Raw genomic sequence first — 17,316 nt, forward strand, 5'->3', positions numbered from 1 at the left:
CCGCCGACGTCGGTGACGGCGAGTCGGAATCCATCGCGGCGGCTGGACCGCCGCCCAATCGGAGACGGTGAAATGGAGACAACGCTGCGAGGCGTCGGCGTGAGCCACGGGGTGGCGATCGGCGAGGTGCGGCACATGGGCACGGCGGTTCTCGAGCCGCCGGCCAAGCAGAACCCCACGCAGGACGCGGAGCGCGAACAGGGGCGCGCCCGCAAGGCCGTGGAAGCCGTGGCGGCCGATCTGATTGCGAGGGGCAATCTGGCGGGCGGTGAGGCGCAGGGCGTCCTCGAGGCGCAGGCCATGATGGCGCAGGACCCGGAGCTCATGTCCGATGTCGACCGCCGTATCGCCGTCGGCAGCACGGCCGAGCGGGCGGTGTACGACGCGTTCGCCGCCTACCGGGCGCTGCTGGCCGGTGCCGGCGAGTATCTGGCCGGGCGGGTCGCCGACCTGGACGACGTACGGAACCGGATCGTGGCGCGGCTGCTGGGTGTGCCGATGCCGGGTGTGCCGGACAGCGACGAGCCGTATGTACTGATCGCGCGGGACCTCGCGCCGGCCGACACGGCTCTGCTGGATCCGGCCCTGGTGCTCGGGTTCGTCACGGAGGAGGGCGGGCCCACGAGCCACAGCGCCATTCTGGCGCGGGCTCTGGGGGTTCCCGCTGTGGTCGCTCTCCCCGGTGCGGGTGAGATCGCCGAGGGCACGCTGATCGCGGTCGACGGCAGCACGGGAGAGATCTTCGTGGAGCCGAGCGACGAGAAGCGGACGCAAATGGAGCGGGCCGCTGCCGAGCGGAAGGCCGCGCTGGCGGCCTCCAGCGGACCGGGTGCCACGTCGGACGGGCACAAGGTGCCATTGCTGGCGAACGTCGGAGGGCCCACCGACGTTCCGGCCGCCGTCGACGCCGGTGCCGAGGGCGTCGGCCTGTTCCGTACCGAGTTCCTCTTCCTCGACGACAGCAAGCAGGCTCCATCGGAGGAGAAGCAGGTCGAGGCCTACCGGAAGGTGCTCGAGGCGTTTCCCGAGGGCCGGGTGGTCGTGCGGGTGCTCGATGCAGGTGCGGACAAGCCGCTCGACTTCCTGACCCCCGCCGACGAGCCGAACCCGGCACTGGGCGTGCGCGGGCTGCGTTCCCTGCTGGATCACCCGGAGGTGCTGCGGTCGCAGCTGTCCGCGCTGTCGAAGGCCGCGCAGGGGCTGCCCGTCTACCTCGAGGTCATGGCGCCGATGGTGGCGGACCGGACGGACGCCAAGGCGTTCGCCGACGCCTGTCGGGAGGCGGGGCTGCAGGCCAAGTTCGGGGCGATGGTGGAGATCCCGTCGGCCGCCCTGCGGGCTCGTTCGATCCTGCAGGAGGTCGAGTTCCTCTCGCTGGGGACCAATGATCTGGCTCAGTACACCTTCGCCGCCGACCGGCAGGTGGGTGCGGTGTCCCGGCTCCAGGACCCGTGGCAGCCGGCGCTGCTCGACCTGGTGGCGCTGTCGGCCGAGGCCGCGCGGGCCGAGGGGAAGAGCTGTGGTGTGTGTGGTGAGGCGGCCTCCGATCCGCTCCTCGCCTGTGTGCTCACGGGTCTCGGTGTGACGTCGCTGTCGATGGGCGCCGCGTCGATCCCGTATGTGCGGGCGACGCTGGCGAAGTACACGCTCGCCCAGTGCGAGCGTGCCGCCGCGGCGGCACGTGCCGCGGACACCGCGGAGGAGGCCCGGGTGGCCGCCCAGGCGGTGCTGTCCGGCGAGTAGGCACGCGGCACCACGGGCCAGGTGCCCGGGTGTGCCGGGAGAAGGGGGCTTTCCGCCGGGAGCGGGAAGCCCCCTTCGCCGTCAGTGGTGGCTGTCCGGGTCGTCGGTGGTGACGGGGAACCCGGCGCAGTACTCGACGCCGGGCTCCGGGGACAGGGGGTCTCCGGTGGCCGCGTCGGTGCAGTAGGCGCTGAACACCTCGCCCGCGGTCAGGGGGTCCAGGCGGCCCTGGTGGAGGCGCCATCCGTGGAGATGGTCGGGTGTGCCCGGGGCGCTGGTGCGCAGCACCATTCCCCCGGACCCTTCGAGTGCGATGCCCGCGGCGAGGACGGTGACGAATTCGGTGCCTTCGGTGGCGTCGATCTGTGCGGTGGACGACGGGCCGCCGTGGGCGTGCAGCACGGCGAGGAGCTGTTCGTCGGGGCCGGGAACGCTGCAGACGACGTGGTGCTCGCCCGGTCCGGCGAGCTCGAGGAGGCGCATCAGGATGCGGGAGGCCCGTTCGAACGCGGCGCTGCCGATGTCCTGGCCGCAGTCTGCGCAGACGCCGAGGTCGGCGAGGAGAAGGGTGGCGTACTCCCAGGTGGCCTGTCGTACGGTCCTGTTGACGAGCTCCGGCAGAAGACCGGTCAGTGGCCGACCGGTGTAGGGAACGCTCGGGCCACGGCCCGCGAGTTCGGCCGTGAACCGGCTGCGGCCGGCGGGGGTGTCGGCGTCGATGCCCGCCTCCGCGCAGTACTCGGCGAACTCGTCGGGGTCGAAGAGGGCGACGGATGTGTGCAACTGCTGGGCGGACAGGGTTTTCAGCAGTCGTTCGCACTGCTTCAGATAGGTCGGGTAGTCGTCGAAGGCGAAGGTGCGGTAGCGGCGCATCCGTGTGAAGTCCTGTTCGTCGGCGAGGATGCCGACAGTGCTGGGGACTTCGCGGCGCAGAGCGCGCCGCAGTGTCGCGTTGTCGCCGGGCCGCCGGGACCTCCCGGACCGGCCGGGCTGCCTGGACTGCTTGGACTGCTTGGACTGCTTCAGCTGCTTGGACTGCCTGATGTGCGTCATGCCGATTCCCCCGTGTCCTGTCGATCATTCGTGACTCACGGTAGCGGCCGGCACTGACAATGCCGGTTTCGGCAGTCGGTCGCGGACGAGCCGGCTCTGGGCCAGGCAGACCGTGGCGAGTCCGGTGCCGAACAGGGCCCAGCCGAGTGGGCCGGCGGCGACGGTGGCGGTCATGACGAGCGGGCCGAGGCTGCGTTGGGCCGAATTGGCCAGGCCGTGGACGCCGAGGTAGGCGCCCTGCGCCTCGTCCGGCGCCAGGGCTACGGAGAGTTCCCATGACGCCGTGGCGTGCAGCATCTCGGCGAACGTCAGCGCCACGGCCGCGACGGTGAGGGTGACCGTCGCGGTCCACGCTCCGCCGGTGGTCGACAGGCTCAGGGCGAGGGCGCCCACCGCGAACGCGGCGGCAAGGGGCACGAGGAGCCGGCGGGCGGCGTGGCTGGTGGCTCCGTAGCGGGAGAGCGGGATCTGGAGGGCGACCACCATCACGTTGTTGAGGACCATCAGCAGCGGGGCGAGTCCGTGCGGTGCGTCGGTGGCGTGGACGATCCACAGTGGCAGTCCGACCTTGAACACCGCGTCGTCGAGCAGCAGGAGGGCCTCGGTCGCGGTGTAGAGGAGATAGGTGCGGTCGCGCCAGGGGCCGGCCGGTTTCTGCGGGCCGGTGGTGCCGGTGGTGCCGCTGTCGCCGCTGGTCCTGCGGGCCGGGACGGGGGCTTCGCCGCAGCCCATGATGAGCAGGGCGGCCGTGAGGGCCGCGATACCGTTGCCGACGACCAGGGCCTGGTAGGCGGGGGTGGTGCCGATACCGAGGGCGGCTGCGGCCGCGAGACCTCCGACGGCGAACCCGATGTTGGAGACCGTGCGGTTCACCGCCTGGTAGCGCACTCGGTCGGGGCCGGCGACGCGGGCTGCGTACAGCTTGGTGAGGACGCTGCTGGCCCGGTCGCCGAAGCTGCCTGCCGCCGCGAAGGCGATCAGCAGTACGTACTGGTCGGTGGTGAGGAGGCAGAATCCCGCCGCGGCACGCAGCAGTTGCGCCGCGATCAGGAGGCGGTTGAGGGACATCCGGTCGGCGAGGCGTCCGGCGACCGGGGCTCCGGCGACTCCGATGCCGGCCGAGACGGCGATGAGGATGCCGACCTGGGCGGCCGTGAGGCCGGTGACATAGGTGAAGTAGAGGACCGCGGTGGCTGCCCAGAGGCCGTTGCCCGTCTTGTCGACGAGGGCTGTCCAGAGCATGCGGCGGCCGTCGGTTCCGCCCGGGATGCGTTCTTCGAGTGTGCGCCGGCGCTGCTGCTGACTCACGGTCCCCCCAACCTTGACCAACCTTGACGCGAATTATGTATTGGTACATAATTCATTACGTGACAGCACAATATTCGATCTCGGGTACGACCGCCAGTACGATTGCCGCCTCCGTCGAACGCGCGGTGGCCGAAGGCGCGTTGGGGCCGGGAGACGCCCTGCCCCCGGTGCGCAGGCTCGCCGACGACCTGTCGGTCAGTCCGGGCACGGTGGCGACCGCCTACAAGGAGCTGCGCCGGCGGGGGCTCGTCGTCACCCGTGGCCGGGGCGGCACGATCGTGGCGGCGGCGCCGTCGGTCGCCTCACGCCGGCCGCCCAGGGTGCCGGAGGGCCTGCGGGATCTGGCGGGTGGCCATCCCGACCCGGCGTTCCTGCCGGATCTGGTTCCGCCGGGCCGGCTGTCGGCCGGGGTCCGCTCGCACCGTGCGACGCCGCGGCTGCCCGAGCTGGAGGAGACGGTCCGGGCCTGGATCGGCGACGCGGGGGTGCCGGTGGAGCACGTCACCTTCGCCCACGGGGCCCTCGACTGCGTGGCACGGCTGCTGTCGACCGATCTGAGGCCGGGCGACGCGGTCGCGATGGAGGATCCCGGGTATCACCATCTGCTGGACCTGGTGCAGGCGTTGGGGCTGCGGTCGGTGGCCGTGGTCGTGGACGACGAGGGGATGCGGGCCGATGCGCTCGAAGCGGCAGTACGGGCGGGGGCGCGGGCCGTGGTGTGCAGCCCCCGTGCGCAGAACCCGTACGGCGGCGCGTTCTCGGCCGCGCGGCGGGACGCCCTGGGGGCGGTGCTGCGGCGGGCACCGGACGTCCTGGTGATCGAGAACGACCACGCGGCGGACATCGCGGGTGTGCCGCTCCACTCACTCGCGTCGGCCGGCCTGGCGCGGTGGGCACACGTACGGACCGTCACCAAGTTCCTGGGTACGGATCTTCGCTGGGCCGCCGCCGCCTGCGACCCGACGACACTGGCGCGCCACGACGGGCGGCTGCTGCTGACGTCGGGGTGGGTCAGTCATCTGCTGCAGCGCACGGTGCTCTCTCTGATGGGCGACGCCGACACGACGGCTCTGGTGGGCCGGGCGTGCTCCGCCTACGGCGAGCGGCGGAGGGCACTGGTGGCGGAGCTGGCCTCACAGGGAATCGCGGCGCACGGCCGGAGCGGGATGAATGTGTGGGTGCCCGTCCGGGACGAGTCCGCGGTGGTGAACGGGCTGCGCTCACGAGGCTGGTGGGTGGCCGCCGGAGCGCGGTTCCGGCTCGCGTCGGCGCCGGGGGTGCGCATCACGACCGCCGGTCTGGCGCCCGCGGACGCGGCCCGGCTGGCCTCGGACTTCGCCGCTGTGCTGGGCGAGTCCGAGACCACGTACGGGGGTTAGCGTCCTGCCCGCGACGACGTCCCGGAAACGGGGACGCTACGGCGGGTACGGGTGCGGGCGATGTCCTCGTAGAAGCGGAGGAGTTCGAGGTTGTCGACGGAGCCGGGGTTGACCGCCTTGTCGAGCGCTGTGCCCTGGAGGAGGCGCTTGACCGGGACCTCGATGCGCTTGCCGGTGAGGGTGTGGGGAACGCCGGGGACCTCGATGATGTCGTCGGGGACGTGGCGCGGGGAGAGGTTCTCACGGATGGACTGCTTGATCCGTGCGCGGAGCTCGTCGTCGAGTGCGGCGCCTTCGGCGAGGTGGACGAAGAGCGGCATCCAGTAGCCGCCGTCCGGTTCCTCGAGGCCGATGACCAGGGACTCTCGGATCTCGGGGAGCCGTTCGACGACCTCGTAGATGTCGGCGGAACCCATCCGGACGCCCTGCCGGTTGAGGGTGGAGTCGGAGCGGCCGTGGATGACCACGGAGCCGCGGTCGGTGATGGTGATCCAGTCGCCGTGCCGCCAGACACCCGGGTACATCTCGAAGTAGCTGTCGCGGTAGCGGCTGCCGTCGGGGTCGTTCCAGAAGCGGATGGGCATCGAGGGCATCGGGTTGGTGACCACCAGTTCACCGACCTCGTCGATGACCGGCTTGCCCTGCGGGTCCCAGGACTGGAGGTCGGTGCCGAGGCAGGCGGCCTGGAGTTCGCCGATCTCGACCGGCAGGGTGGGGACGGCCCCGGCGAAGCAGCTGCACACGTCCGTTCCGCCGCTGACGGAGGCGATCCACAGGTCGTCCGCCACCTCGTCGTGGATCCAGCGGAAGCCGTCCGGGGGCAGGGGTGAGCCGGTGGTGGCGACGCACTTGACGCGGGAGAGGTCGAAGTCCCGCCCGGGGTGGACGTCCGCCTTGGCGCATGCCATGACATAGGCGGCGGAGGTGCCGAACAGGGTGGCCCCGGTGCGCTCGGCGACGCGCCACTGGGCGCCGGTGTCGGGGAAGCCGGGGCTGCCGTCGTACAGGACGACGGTGGTGCCGGTGAGCAGGCCGGAGACGAGGAAGTTCCACATCATCCAGCCGGTGGAGGTGAACCAGAAGAGGCGGTCGCCCAGGCCGAGGTCGCAGTGCAGGCCGATCTGCTTGAAGTGCTCGAGCAGGATGCCGCCCTGTGACTGCACGATGGCCTTGGGAAGGCCGGTGGTGCCGGAGGAGTACAGGACCCACAGCGGGTGGTCGAAGGGGACCTGCTCGAAGACCGGCTCGGCGTCACCGGCGGTCACCGCCGACCACTCGAGGGTGCCTTCGGGGGCGTCGGTGCCGAGCAGCGGGATGTGGACGACCGCGCGCAGGGTGGGCAGTTCACGGCGGAGCTCGGCGACGGTCCCGGCGCGGTCGTGCTCCTTGCCGCCGTAGCGGTAGCCGTCGACGGTGAACAGGACCACCGGTTCGACCTGCTGGAACCGGTCGAGGACGCTGCGGGCGCCGAAGTCGGGGGCGCAGGAGGTCCAGACGGCTCCGACGGCGGCCGTGGCGAGGAACGCGGTGACGGCCTGCGGGATGTTGGGGAGGTAACCGCTGACGCGGTCCCCCGGCTGCACGCCGAGGGCGCGCAGCTGAGCGGCGAGCGCCCCGACCTGGCGGCGGAGCTCGGACCAGCTGACGGGTGACGGCTCGTGTGTCTCGTCCACATGAAGGAGCGCCGGGTCATGTGCGCGGCTCGGGTCCTCGGCGGTGCGCAGGGCGTGTTCCGCGTAGTTGAGGGTGGCGCCGGGGAACCACCGGGCGCCGGGCATGGCGCGGTCGGCGAGCACTCGCTCGTACGGGGTGGAGAAGCGGACCTCGAACCATTCGGCGACCGCCTGCCAGAACGTCTCCAGCTCCTCGACGGACCAGCGGTGCAGCGCCGGGTAGCCGCCCTCGGCGGGCGCGCCGTGGCGTTCGGCGGCCCAGGCCTGGAAGCGGGTGATCCGGGCGGCGGCGACGCGGTCGGGATCGGGCTGCCACAGAGGGGCAGGGTTCGCTGCTGAGGTCATGGGGCGGCTCCCGGGCTGGCTCTACGCGGTGTGTGCGTGCGCCGCGCACGAGCGGGGTGTGCGCGGACGCGGCTGACAGGACGATGCCATGTGATCGTCGTTCGCACCAGGGCGGATCCCCCATGGCCGGGTCGGCGAATATGTGCTCCCACCATGGGTGAACGCCAGTTGAACAGAGCATGCGGGGCAGCATCCGGGTGGCAGGGTGAGCAGCATGGACGGTCGTGATCTGGTGCGCGCGGTGAGAACTTTCGGTACGGCACACGGTCTGCGGGCGGCCCGTTCGGCGTGGCGCCGCCGGCGGGACGATGCCGAGGGCCTGCCGCCGCGGGGTGCGGAACGGGCCAGAGTGCCGGGTCCCGCCACCGGTGCCGAGCCGCTGCCCGGCGGGGGGACCGTGCGGTTCGCGCGTTCCGAGCTGCGGATCGTGGTGACGGTCGGCGGGGCGGTGTTCCGCGGCTGGGACGGTGCGCTGCCGGAGCCGTCGTACGCGCTGGCCGGCGCTCCTCCGGAGCCGGATCCACGGGCGGGTCTCGAGCCGGACATGGACGGCGGCTGGCGGGTGGTGTCCGAGCGTCTGACCGTCGCGGTCTCCCGGCACGGCGCGGTGGAGATCCGTACGCCGGGCGGTGTGGTGCTGCGCCGGGACCTGCCGCCCCGCTGGTGGGAGCCGGCCGCGGGCGGCACGGCACGGTGGGTGCAGCGCAGCGAGATCGCGGCGGACGCCCGCGTTTTCGGTCTCGGGGGCCGCGCGTCGGGGCCCCGGCTGCGGGACGGCTCGTACCTGCTGTGGAACACCGCTCCGCGGGCCGGGTTCGGTCCCGAGGACGGTCCCCTGCACATCACGATGCCGGTACAGACGGTGGTCGCCGACGCGGGCACCCATCTCGCCTTCCACGACAACAGCTGGGAGGGCCGGGTCACCGTGCGCGAGGGCGAGGAAGGAGCCGGGTCCGGCCACGACAGGCCCGGCACGGTCGAGGTGCGGATGGACGGCGGGCCACTGCGCAGCTGGGTGCTGGTGGGAGCACCGGCACGCGTCCTGAGCGGCTGGGCACAGCTGACGGGCGCGCCCGCGCTGCCGCCGTCCTGGGCGCTGGGTCCGCAGCACATGCGGCGGACGGGTGGCGAGGACGAGGTGCGGCGCACCGTGGAGACGCACCGGGACCTGGGCCTGCCGCTGTCGGCGGTCCACGTCGGCGGCGGCGTCGACGAGGCCGGCCCCGCCGACCGGGACCGGTTCCCCGGTCTGCCCGCGCTCGCGAAGGACCTGCGCGGGGACGGGGTGCGGCTGGTGCGGTCGGTGGCTCCGGCGGTGCCCGCGGAGCCGGAGGACGCGCTGTACCGCCATGGTTCCTCGGCGGGGCTGTTCGTACGGGACGCGCGGGCGGCCGAGGTGCGGGGTACGGCCGGCACCGCGGAGTGCGTCTTCCCCGACTTCACGGACGCGCGGGTGCGCGAGGCGTGGGACGAGCTGTACGGGGAGACGGCGGCGCGGGGCTTCTCCGGGGTGTGGCTCGACCGGAACGAGCCGGTGGCCTGCACTTCCTTCGACGGAGCGACGCTTCCCCGTTCCGCACGGCACGCGCTGGACGGGCGCGGCGGCGACCACCGGGAGGCGCACAACGTGTACGGGCTGGCCATGGCGAGGGCCGGTTACGAGGGGCTGCGCCGGCAGCGGCCCGACGAACGGCCCTTTCTGGTCTCCCGTTCCGGCTGGGCGGGCATGCAACGGTACGGCGGCGCCTGGGCCGGGGACGTGACCACGGGATGGCCGGGGCTGCGAGCCTCGCTGTCGCTGGTCCTGGGCCTGGGACTCTGCGGCGTTCCGTACTCGGGCACGGATGTGGGCGGAGCCGGTGAGGAGGTGCCGGCCGAACTGTATCTGCGCCGGCTCCAGCTGGCGGCGTACCTGCCGCTGTCGCGTACGACGGAGTCCGGGCCGCCCTGGGCGTACGGGCCGGAGGTGACCGCGCACGTGCGGGCCGCCCTGGAGGAGCGGGTGCGGCTGGGCCCGTACTTCGTGACCCTGGCGCAACTGGCGCGGCTCACCGGCGCGCCGTACGCGCGCCCGCTGTGGTGGCGCACCCCCGGAGAGCGTGCCCTGCGGAACTGCGAGGACGCGTTCCTGCTGGGCGACGCGCTGCTGGTGGCGCCGGTCCTGGAACCGGGTTCGGACCGGCGTGCGGTACGGCTGCCGCGCGGCCGGTGGTACGACACGGCGTCGGGCCGGCCGTACGAGGGACCCGGTCAGGTGCTCGTGGACGCGCCGCTGTCCCGGATCCCGGTGCTGGCACGGGCGGGGTCGGTGCTGCCGGTGCTCGCCGGGCCGGGCGGCGGCGACGGGGCGGCGGACCGGGTCGCTCTCGAAGTGTGGGCGCCGGCCGCGGGCCGCAGGGGCGGCGGGCTGGTGGTGCGCGACACCGGCGACGGGTGGGACGAACCGGAGATCGAGCGCTACACGACGCGGCTGGCGGGCGGGCGTGTGGTGGTGGAACGGACCATGGACGACGGCGCGGTGGCGGTCGAGGGGCCGGTGCGGGTGCGCGGCCTGGAGTGACTCGGCCGCACGGCCCTCAGCGGCTGTCGGCGCCGTGGCCTTCGGCGCTGTGGCGTTCGATGCGACCCGGGTGGGCGCCCTGTCCGTAGGCGCCGGCGAACCAGTTGCGGACCGCGATGGTGTGGAGCGGGAAGGCGAGTTCACGGGGCGCGTGCAGCAGCTCCCAGCCCTCGGTCTCGTCGGTGGGCACCGACGGCGGCAGTTCGGCGGCCGGGCGCTCGGGGAGGAGCCCGAAGACGAGCAGGTGCCCAGCTGGGGAGCTGAGGGCGTCGGCGAGCCGCACGTCCTGCTGCGGCACCTCGATGCCCGTCTCCTCCCGCAGTTCGCGCACCACGGCGTGCCGCCAGTCCTCGCCGTGGTCGATGAAGCCGCCGGGCAGGGCGGTGCCTCCGAGGGCGGGTTCGATGGTGCGTGTGATGACGACGAGCCCGGTGCCGCGCTCGTCGTGGGCGGGCAGCAGGGCGACGACAACGGGGAGCGGGTTGCGGTACGCGGTCTCGCCGCAGGCGGCGCACGTTCGTGGCCAGCCGGGGTCGGCGCCATAGGGAGTACCGCAATGGCCGCAGTGCGAGGCGTGGGAGGCGTGGGACATGGGCGGACGGTAACCGATCACTCTTTCCCGGCGGGGACGTTGCTGGTAGACCATGGCGCATGACTCGACTTGGTTCCGCTCTCCGGGTACTGACCGCCGCGGCCGCGGCCCTGCTCTGCGTCACGTCGGCGGCGCCCGTCGCACAGGCCGGGCCGGAGCCGAAGGCGCCGCGGGAGTTCGTGGCGCTGCGCACCGTGGCACCGACGATCATCCAGGAGATGCGGTACACGACGGACCACAACTTCGTGGGCGAGCCGGTGGACGGCTACCGGCAGCCGGTGTGCATCGTGACCCGGCCGGCGGCGCAGGCGCTGGGCCGGGCGCAGTCACGGCTGTTGCGGCAGGGGTACTCGCTGAAGGTGTACGACTGCTACCGGCCGCAGCGGGCCGTCGACCACTTCGTGCGATGGGCGAAGGGCCTCGATGACGAGGCGATGAAGCAGGAGTTCTACCCGCAGGTGGACAAGTCGCGCCTGTTCGCGGACGGTTACATCGCGGAGAAGTCCGGGCACAGCCGCGGCAGCACGGTGGACCTGACGATCGTGAAGCTGCCCGCGGCGCCCACCCGGCGCTACGTCCCCGGCGAGACGCTCGTGCCGTGCTTCGCGCCGCAGGACGAACGGTTCCCCGACAACTCGGCCGACATGGGCACCGGTTACGACTGCTTCGACACGCTCTCGCACACCGACGACCCTCGGGTCACCGCGGAGCAGCGCGCCAACCGGGACCTGCTGAGGAGCACACTGGCCGCCGTCGGGTTCGTGAATCTCCCCGAGGAGTGGTGGCACTTCACGTACAAGCCTGAGCCGTTCCCCGACACGTACTTCGACTTCCCCGTCGCCGTGCGTTCGGTCGCCGGGCACCGGGCGGGCTGACGCCGGGCGCCGTGGCGGCTACGGTGCCCGCATGGCGGAGGCAGAGCAGCGGACATTCGAGTCGTACGAGGAGTTCTGGCCCTACTACGTCGCGATGCACTCACGGGCGGCGACCCGGTGGGTGCATCTGACGGGGACGCTGACCGGGCTCGCGGTCAGCGTGTACGGGCTGGCGCGGGGGCGGAAGCCGTACGCGGCCGCGCTGCCGCTGATCGGGTACGGGACCGCCTGGCCGGCCCACTTCTTCATCGAGAAGAACAACCCGGCGACGTTCGGGCACCCGGCGTGGTCGCTGCGCGGTGATGTGCGGATGATCCGGATGATGCTGGCCGGCCGGGACGCCGAGCTGGCCGAGACCGCCGCCAAGTGGCTGGCGGAGAACGGCTGAGCATCCCTCTCCGTCGCTGCCGACGGACCCGTCGGGGTCCCGTGAAGCCCACGGCCCGTACCCCGGTCGGTGGGGGTACGGGCCGTGTCACGCCGGTCCGGTCTGCCGTGAGGTGCGGGGCTTCAGGTGGTGGCGGGCTCACGCACCTGGTCCGCGCGGGCGAGCGCGTGCTCGACGACCGCGACGAGGATGTCCTTGACGGATTCCCGTTCCCGGGCGTCGCCGATCAGGAGCGGCACCTCCGGGTCGAGGTCGAGCGCGGCGCGGACGGTCTCGGCCGGGTACCGCTTCGCCCCCTCGAAGGAGTTGACCGCGACCGCGAAGGGAATCCCGCGGCGTTCGAAGTAGTCGATTCCGGCGAAACTGTCGTCCAGGCGGCGGGTGTCCGCGAGGACGACGGCGCCGAGCGCGCCCTGCGCCAGCTCGTCCCACAGGAACCAGAAGCGGTCCTGTCCGGGTGTGCCGAAGAGGTAGAGGACCAGGTCCTCGCGGAGCGTGATGCGGCCGAAGTCCATGGCGACCGTGGTGGTCGTCTTGCTCTCGACGCCGGCGATGTCGTCGACCGGCCGGCCGGCCTCGGTGAGTCTCTCCTCCGTCCGCAGCGGCCTGATCTCGCTGACCGCGCCCACCAGGGTGGTCTTGCCGACGCCGAAGCCGCCTGCCACCAGGATCTTCAGAGTCACCGGCTCGATCGGCGCCTTGCGGCTAGAGCGCCCGAAGACCATTGATCACCTCGCGGAGAATGCTCACGTCCGGCAGTTCGGCCGGAGGTACGGGACGGGTTACGTGTACGAGTGCGTCGTCGACGAGATCCCCGACGAGGACGCGGACCACACCGACGGGCAGGTCGAGCCCCGCGGCGAGTTCGGCGATGGACTGGGGGGCACCGCCGCAGCGTTCGACGATCTCGACGTGTTCCGGCGAGAGCGTCTGGTCACGGCCGGGATCGTCGGCCGCGGGCTCGGGCACGACCAGGGCGATCAGGTCGAGCCGGTGGCGGCCCGCGTGGCTGGTGCGGCCCCGGGTCATCGCGTAGGGGCGCACCACCGGGCCGGCGTCGGCGTCGATCCAGTGGTGCGACCTGCGACTGTGCCGGACTGAGTCACTCATGGCCGCCTCACCCTCCGGCGGCCGGTCCGGTCCGTGGCGCCGTGACGAGGTGGGCTCCGACGCGCTTGACCATCAGCGTCATCTCGTAGGCGACCTGGCCCACGTCGGAGTCGGCGTCGGCGAGGACCGCCAGACAGCTGCCGTCGCCGGCCGCGGTGACGAAGAGGAACGCCTCGTCGAGCTCCACGACGGTCTGCCGGACCTGGCCGGCGTCGAAGTGACGGCCGACGCCCTTGGCCAGGCTGTGGAACCCGGAGGCCACGGCGGCGAGATGTTCGCTGTCCTCACGGCTGAGGTCCCGTGAGGTACCGGTGGCCAGGCCGTCGCTGGAGAGGACCAGGGCCTTGCGGATGGTGGCGACGCGGTCCACCAGCTCGTCGAGGAGCCAGTTGAGCCCGCCCGAACGCTGAGTGCCGGTGGCGTCGGTTGCTGCGGCATGCGGTGCGGTCATCGACCGTCCCCCTCCGATGTCGATCCTGGTGCGGTCCGGCCGTCGCCGGTCCCGTCGGTTGCTTGCTCTGCGGCGGCTTGGTCCGCGGCGGCTTCGTCGGCGTTGCGGCGGCGGCCACGCTGCCAGCCGCGCTGCATGGAGGCCATGCGGTTCCGCACCTCTTCTGCGTCCCGCTCCGGCTCGCGACCCGCGTCGGCGGCAGCGGGCTGCTCGGGGTCCGGGGCCGACGCCCTGAGCTGGGGCACCAGGCTGGCCTGCCGTACGCGGCGGGGCAGTCCGTCGAGGTGTGACGGTGCCGCGTCCGGTGCGGGGCCGTCGTCGCGCCGTCCCGCCGGCTGTGTCCCGGCGTCCCGGGACGCCGGCACGGGCGCCGGCCCGCTCTGCGGCCTGGGCCTCGACCGGTCGCGGCGCTCGGGTGTCAGGGGCGTGGGGGCGGCCGTGAGCGGCGGCCGGGCGAACGGCGTCGGCTCCACGGGGCTCCCCGGTTCGGGGGCCGGGTGGCCGCGTCCGCCGGAGCCTCGTTCGTCGACCCGCCGGCCGTGGTCGACGACGAGCGTCGGGGGGCGGCGGCGCGGCAGCGGAACCGGGCCCGGCAGGCGGTGCTCCCCCGGCTGCTCGGGCGACGCCTGCCGGTTGCCGGATCCGTCACCGCGGCGGTCGCGGCGGCGGGACCGGAAGATGCCGCCCCGCTCGCTGTCGCTGTCGTCCAGGTCGGCGATGCGGTCCGGGTCGGAGAGACGGTCGGGGTCGGTGGGCAGGGACCGGTCGTCCCCCAGCAGTGCGCGGTCGCGCTCGTCGAGGCCCAGCGCTTCGACGGGGGCCTCCAGTTCGACGGGTCCGTCGAGAAGCGCGGCACCGGTCAGGCCGTTGTGCCTCTGTGACAGGGCCGCCTGCCTGCCGTCACGCCGTCCGGCCGGGCTCTCGCTCTTGCGGTCCAGCCGGAATCCGGCGCCCTGGGTCTCCGGCGCATCCGTGAGCAGCGCCGCGGGAATGAACACCACCGCGGTGATGCCGCCGTACGGGGACTGCTGGAGCGACACCCGCACGTTCTGGCGCTGGGCGAGGCGGCTGACGACGAAGAGGCCGAGCCGGTCGGTGTCGGAGAGTTCGAACTCGGGGGTCTCCGCGAGGCGCAGATTGGCTTCGAGGAGGGCGTCGGCCGCCATGCCGAGACCACGGTCGTGGATCTCCAGGGTGAAGCCGTTGGCGACCCGCTCGCCGAGGACCTGCACACCGGTGTGCGGGGGCGAGAACACCGTGGCGTTCTCGAGGAGTTCGGCGATGAGGTGGGTGAGGTCGGCGACCGCCGGGCCGCCCACGCCGATGCGCGGCAGCCTGCGCACCTCGATGCGCTCGTAGTCCTCCACCTCGGCGACCGCGGCCCGTACGACGTCCATCAGCTGGATGGGCTTGCGCCACTGGCGCGAGGGGGCGGCCCCCGAGAGGATCACCAGGCCCTCCGCGTGGCGCCGCATGCGGGTGGTGAGGTGGTCGAGGCGGAACAGGTCGGCCAGTTCCTCGGTGTCCTCCGTGCGCCGCTCCATGGTGTCGAGGAGGGACAGCTGACGGTGGAGCAGGACCTGGTTGCGGCGGGCGAGGTTGACGAACACCTCGGACACGCCGCGGCGCATGTCCGCCTGGCGCACGGCGGCCTCGACGGCCGCCCGCTGAAGGGTGTTGAGTGCCTGCCCGGCCTGGCCGATCTCGTCCTTGTCGTACTCGAGGCGCGGTGCCTCGGTCTCGACGTCGACGTGTTCCCCGGCGGCGAGGCGGCGCATCACGCTGGGCAGCCGTACGCCGGAGACCTCGTGGGCCTCCTTGCGGAGCCGGGACAGGTCACGGACCAGGTCCCGCCCGATCCGTACGGAGACGATGACGGAGACGAGCAGGGCGAGGAAACCGAGTACGCCTGCCACCCCGGCCTTGACGAGGACGCCGTAGGCGGCGGGTTCGACGCGGTCCTGGTAGCGGTCGCGGGCCTCTGCGGCCTCCTGGTCCAGGTTGTCGAGGACCGGTGTGGCGGCCTGCTGCCAGCGTTCGGCCTCGGACACGGGGAGTTCGTCGGCGGGACCGCCCGCGATCAGGCGCTCCTCCGCCGCGCGCAGCGGCGCGGTCTCCGGGCTTCCCCAGTACTCCTCGAACCGTTCCCGGTCCTCGGCCGGTAGCAGCTCGAGGTTCGTCTCGTAGTGGATCTGCCGGTGGGCCGTGTGGTCGGCGAGTTCGCGGATCTCGTTCGCCGAGACCTTCCGCGCCGTCAGCGAGGAGGCGATCAGGGCGTCCTCGCGGGCGAGCATCTCGCGGGCCCGGGAGAGGCCGACGAGCGCCCGGCCCTGGCGTTCCAGCTCGACGTCGTCGAGGGCGTGCAGCGTCAGCAGGAAGCTGTGGGAGGGGTCGATGATCCGGTTGAAGAAGTCCAGCACCTGCGGGCGGGTGACGGTGTTCGTGTCGACGGACCGGCGGAGTACGCCGATGCCGTCGAACGCGTCCAGGAGCTTGGTGAGCCGGTCGAGCGACTCCGGGGTCATGTCGTCCCTGACGGACGGCTTCGCGGCGTTGCTCCGGATGTCCGCCAGGGCCTGGTCGGTGGCTTCGCGACGGCTTCGCAGATCGGGCAGCGCGGCGGCGGCACGGCGGTCGGCGAGATAGACGAGCGTCTGCCGGCGTTCTTCCTGAAGGACGGCGACGCTGTCCACGACGGGCTGTCCGACCTGTTCGGCCACCGAGGCCGCTTCGAGCAGTTGGTTCGCCTCCCGGCCGGTCAGTACGGTGGCGAAACCCCACAGAGCCGTGAGGGAGACGAGCGGGACGAGCAGCAACGCCACGATCTTCCGGCGGATGGACTTCCCGCGAAAGCGCATGGCCTCCCCCTGGTCGACCCCGCACGGTGCGGGTGGTATTCCCTCAGCAAACGGCGTGAGCCTACTACTGTCACACAATCAACTCGAAGACTCGTCCGGACGGTTTTCGGCCGCCATGACACGGTCCGATCACAGGATGTCCGGGTATTCGCGGAGATGGCGTTCCCGGCCGCGCCGGTCGTCAGCGGCGGTGCGGCACTTTTCGGACCTGGGCAGATGGCTGGAACTCTACGGTCACCGGGAATCATCGCCCCTGGTCGTTCGTCATTCAGTGCGGGGGCGTCGAGGGTTCGCAGTCGCCACGCGCATCGGAACGGGCCGTGGTCACGGGCGGTTCGGGGGCCGAACGGCCGTGGGAGGAATGCCGCGGACGTGGTCCGGTCGGAGTAGGGCGGCGGAATCCGGGCACCCACCGTTGAGTCGGACATGAGGTGGGGAGTGACACGATCCATGGACACGGAAGAGCGTCGCGAAGCGACGCCGGTGGCGGGGGACGGCGCGTATGTGCCGCAGCAGCTCTGGGTCGAGGAGCCGGCGGCCAGACCGCGCATGGCCGACCCCGTCCGCACGGCGGCGGTCCGCGCCGTGATCATCATCTCGCTGACGGTGATTCAGGCGATGGCCGCGTTGCTCTTCACGCTCTCCGGGGCATGGCTGGCGTTCCCGGTGACGATGTGCTGTGTGGCCAGCACGGTGGTCGCCACCTGGGCGGTGCTCGACGTGTGGGTCACCCGCCAGGTGTGGAACCAGCGCAACGGCGTGGTGTCGGTACCGAGCAGCACCGCCCGCCGGCTGCGCCGTGAGCGCCGCCGCGCCCGCCGGGCGGCCCGCGCCGCCGCCCGCGGGACCTCACGCATACGGCGGCGCGGCAGCGGCAGGCTCTCCCAGGCGTGAGACACGCGCGCAGCGGCGCGGGGGCGCGGCGCTCACGCCGGCGGGTGCGGGTGCTGTCCCGCCCGCCGGTCCGGTGCCTGCACCGAC

14 protein-coding genes are annotated in these 17,316 nt (G+C 72.6%); 6 read left to right on the top strand and 8 right to left on the bottom strand.

The window, feature by feature from the left end:
• The first annotated feature begins 72 nt into the window (after nt 1-72).
• The gene (gene ptsP / locus OGH68_RS05640; protein ID WP_264242200.1) at nt 73-1,743 is read left to right on the top strand and encodes a phosphoenolpyruvate--protein phosphotransferase; all 1,671 of its coding nucleotides are present in this window, start codon (nt 73-75) and stop codon (nt 1,741-1,743) included.
• 81 nt (nt 1,744-1,824) lie between these two features.
• On the opposite strand, the gene OGH68_RS05645 is transcribed toward ptsP, so the two are convergent.
• On the bottom strand, nt 1,825-2,796 hold the full coding sequence (locus OGH68_RS05645; protein WP_264242201.1) for a hypothetical protein: 972 nt from the start codon (nt 2,794-2,796) through the stop codon (nt 1,825-1,827).
• A 24-nt stretch (nt 2,797-2,820) separates the two neighbouring features.
• Nucleotides 2,821-4,104, bottom strand: a complete 1,284-nt coding sequence (locus tag OGH68_RS05650; protein ID WP_319020181.1) for an MFS transporter — start codon at nt 4,102-4,104, stop codon at nt 2,821-2,823.
• Between the two features lie 59 nt (nt 4,105-4,163).
• Here OGH68_RS05650 and OGH68_RS05655 point away from each other — a divergent pair, with 59 nt between their 5' ends.
• On the top strand, nt 4,164-5,483 hold the full coding sequence (locus OGH68_RS05655) for an aminotransferase class I/II-fold pyridoxal phosphate-dependent enzyme (protein ID WP_264242202.1): 1,320 nt from the start codon (nt 4,164-4,166) through the stop codon (nt 5,481-5,483).
• Here OGH68_RS05655 and OGH68_RS05660 read toward each other — a convergent pair.
• On the bottom strand, nt 5,480-7,501 hold the full coding sequence (locus tag OGH68_RS05660) for an acetoacetate--CoA ligase (RefSeq protein WP_264242203.1): 2,022 nt from the start codon (nt 7,499-7,501) through the stop codon (nt 5,480-5,482). The two genes, OGH68_RS05655 and OGH68_RS05660, sit on opposite strands and share 4 nt — an antisense overlap.
• Nucleotides 7,502-7,715: 214 nt before the next feature.
• Here OGH68_RS05660 and OGH68_RS05665 point away from each other — a divergent pair, with 214 nt between their 5' ends.
• Nucleotides 7,716-10,061 (top strand): glycoside hydrolase family 31 protein, encoded by a 2,346-nt coding sequence (locus OGH68_RS05665; protein ID WP_264242204.1) that lies wholly within the window; start codon nt 7,716-7,718, stop codon nt 10,059-10,061.
• Nucleotides 10,062-10,077: 16 nt separating this feature from the next.
• On the opposite strand, the gene OGH68_RS05670 is transcribed toward OGH68_RS05665, so the two are convergent.
• A complete protein-coding gene (locus OGH68_RS05670) occupies nt 10,078-10,653 on the bottom strand; it encodes an NUDIX domain-containing protein (RefSeq protein WP_264242205.1) in 576 nt (191 codons plus the stop codon).
• Nucleotides 10,654-10,712: 59 nt separating this feature from the next.
• On the opposite strand from OGH68_RS05670, the gene OGH68_RS05675 reads away from it, so the two are divergent.
• Entirely contained in the window at nt 10,713-11,528 is an 816-nt protein-coding gene (locus OGH68_RS05675; protein WP_264242206.1) for a M15 family metallopeptidase, read from the top strand.
• A gap of 31 nt (nt 11,529-11,559) precedes the next feature.
• Nucleotides 11,560-11,916 carry a DUF962 domain-containing protein gene (locus tag OGH68_RS05680; protein WP_264242207.1) on the top strand — a complete coding sequence of 119 codons (357 nt, stop codon included), beginning with the start codon at nt 11,560-11,562 and terminating at the stop codon, nt 11,914-11,916.
• A 122-nt stretch (nt 11,917-12,038) separates the two neighbouring features.
• Here the strand turns inward: OGH68_RS05680 and OGH68_RS05685 are convergent, their stop codons facing one another.
• Genes OGH68_RS05685 through OGH68_RS05700 form a run of 4 tightly spaced genes read right to left on the bottom strand, consistent with a single transcriptional unit; the run spans nt 12,039 to nt 16,335 of the window.
• Nucleotides 12,039-12,641 carry a GTP-binding protein gene (locus tag OGH68_RS05685; RefSeq protein ID WP_264242208.1) on the bottom strand — a complete coding sequence of 201 codons (603 nt, stop codon included), beginning with the start codon at nt 12,639-12,641 and terminating at the stop codon, nt 12,039-12,041.
• A complete protein-coding gene (locus OGH68_RS05690) occupies nt 12,622-13,026 on the bottom strand; it encodes a DUF742 domain-containing protein (protein ID WP_264242209.1) in 405 nt (134 codons plus the stop codon). Before OGH68_RS05690 ends, OGH68_RS05685 begins: the two co-directional genes overlap by 20 nt.
• A gap of 7 nt (nt 13,027-13,033) precedes the next feature.
• Nucleotides 13,034-13,477, bottom strand: a complete 444-nt coding sequence (locus OGH68_RS05695) for a roadblock/LC7 domain-containing protein (RefSeq protein ID WP_264242210.1) — start codon at nt 13,475-13,477, stop codon at nt 13,034-13,036.
• Nucleotides 13,474-16,335, bottom strand: a complete 2,862-nt coding sequence (locus tag OGH68_RS05700) for a nitrate- and nitrite sensing domain-containing protein (protein ID WP_264242211.1) — start codon at nt 16,333-16,335, stop codon at nt 13,474-13,476. Before OGH68_RS05700 ends, OGH68_RS05695 begins: the two co-directional genes overlap by 4 nt.
• Nucleotides 16,336-16,785: 450 nt before the next feature.
• Between OGH68_RS05700 and OGH68_RS05705 the strand changes: the two genes are divergently transcribed.
• Nucleotides 16,786-17,229: a hypothetical protein gene (locus OGH68_RS05705; protein ID WP_264242212.1), complete on the top strand. Its 444-nt coding sequence runs from the start codon at nt 16,786-16,788 to the stop codon at nt 17,227-17,229.
• Nucleotides 17,230-17,316 lie beyond the last annotated feature (87 nt).

This window comes from Streptomyces peucetius (assembly GCF_025854275.1).
GTDB classification, from domain to species: domain Bacteria; phylum Actinomycetota; class Actinomycetes; order Streptomycetales; family Streptomycetaceae; genus Streptomyces; species Streptomyces peucetius_A.

Bases quoted from the DNA above. Each gene is read 5' to 3' on its own strand.
- ptsP (WP_264242200.1), top strand. From the start codon at position 73: ATGGAGACAACGCTGCGAGGCGTCGGCGTGAGCCACGGGGTGGCGATC.
- OGH68_RS05645 (WP_264242201.1), bottom strand. From the start codon at position 2,796: ATGACGCACATCAGGCAGTCCAAGCAGCTGAAGCAGTCCAAGCAGTCC.
- OGH68_RS05660 (WP_264242203.1), bottom strand. From the start codon at position 7,501: ATGACCTCAGCAGCGAACCCTGCCCCTCTGTGGCAGCCCGATCCCGAC.
- OGH68_RS05665 (WP_264242204.1), top strand. From the start codon at position 7,716: ATGGACGGTCGTGATCTGGTGCGCGCGGTGAGAACTTTCGGTACGGCA.
- OGH68_RS05670 (WP_264242205.1), bottom strand. From the start codon at position 10,653: ATGTCCCACGCCTCCCACGCCTCGCACTGCGGCCATTGCGGTACTCCC.
- OGH68_RS05675 (WP_264242206.1), top strand. From the start codon at position 10,713: ATGACTCGACTTGGTTCCGCTCTCCGGGTACTGACCGCCGCGGCCGCG.
- OGH68_RS05680 (WP_264242207.1), top strand. From the start codon at position 11,560: ATGGCGGAGGCAGAGCAGCGGACATTCGAGTCGTACGAGGAGTTCTGG.
- OGH68_RS05685 (WP_264242208.1), bottom strand. From the start codon at position 12,641: ATGGTCTTCGGGCGCTCTAGCCGCAAGGCGCCGATCGAGCCGGTGACT.
- OGH68_RS05690 (WP_264242209.1), bottom strand. From the start codon at position 13,026: ATGAGTGACTCAGTCCGGCACAGTCGCAGGTCGCACCACTGGATCGAC.
- OGH68_RS05695 (WP_264242210.1), bottom strand. From the start codon at position 13,477: ATGACCGCACCGCATGCCGCAGCAACCGACGCCACCGGCACTCAGCGT.
- OGH68_RS05700 (WP_264242211.1), bottom strand. From the start codon at position 16,335: ATGCGCTTTCGCGGGAAGTCCATCCGCCGGAAGATCGTGGCGTTGCTG.
- OGH68_RS05705 (WP_264242212.1), top strand. From the start codon at position 16,786: ATGGACACGGAAGAGCGTCGCGAAGCGACGCCGGTGGCGGGGGACGGC.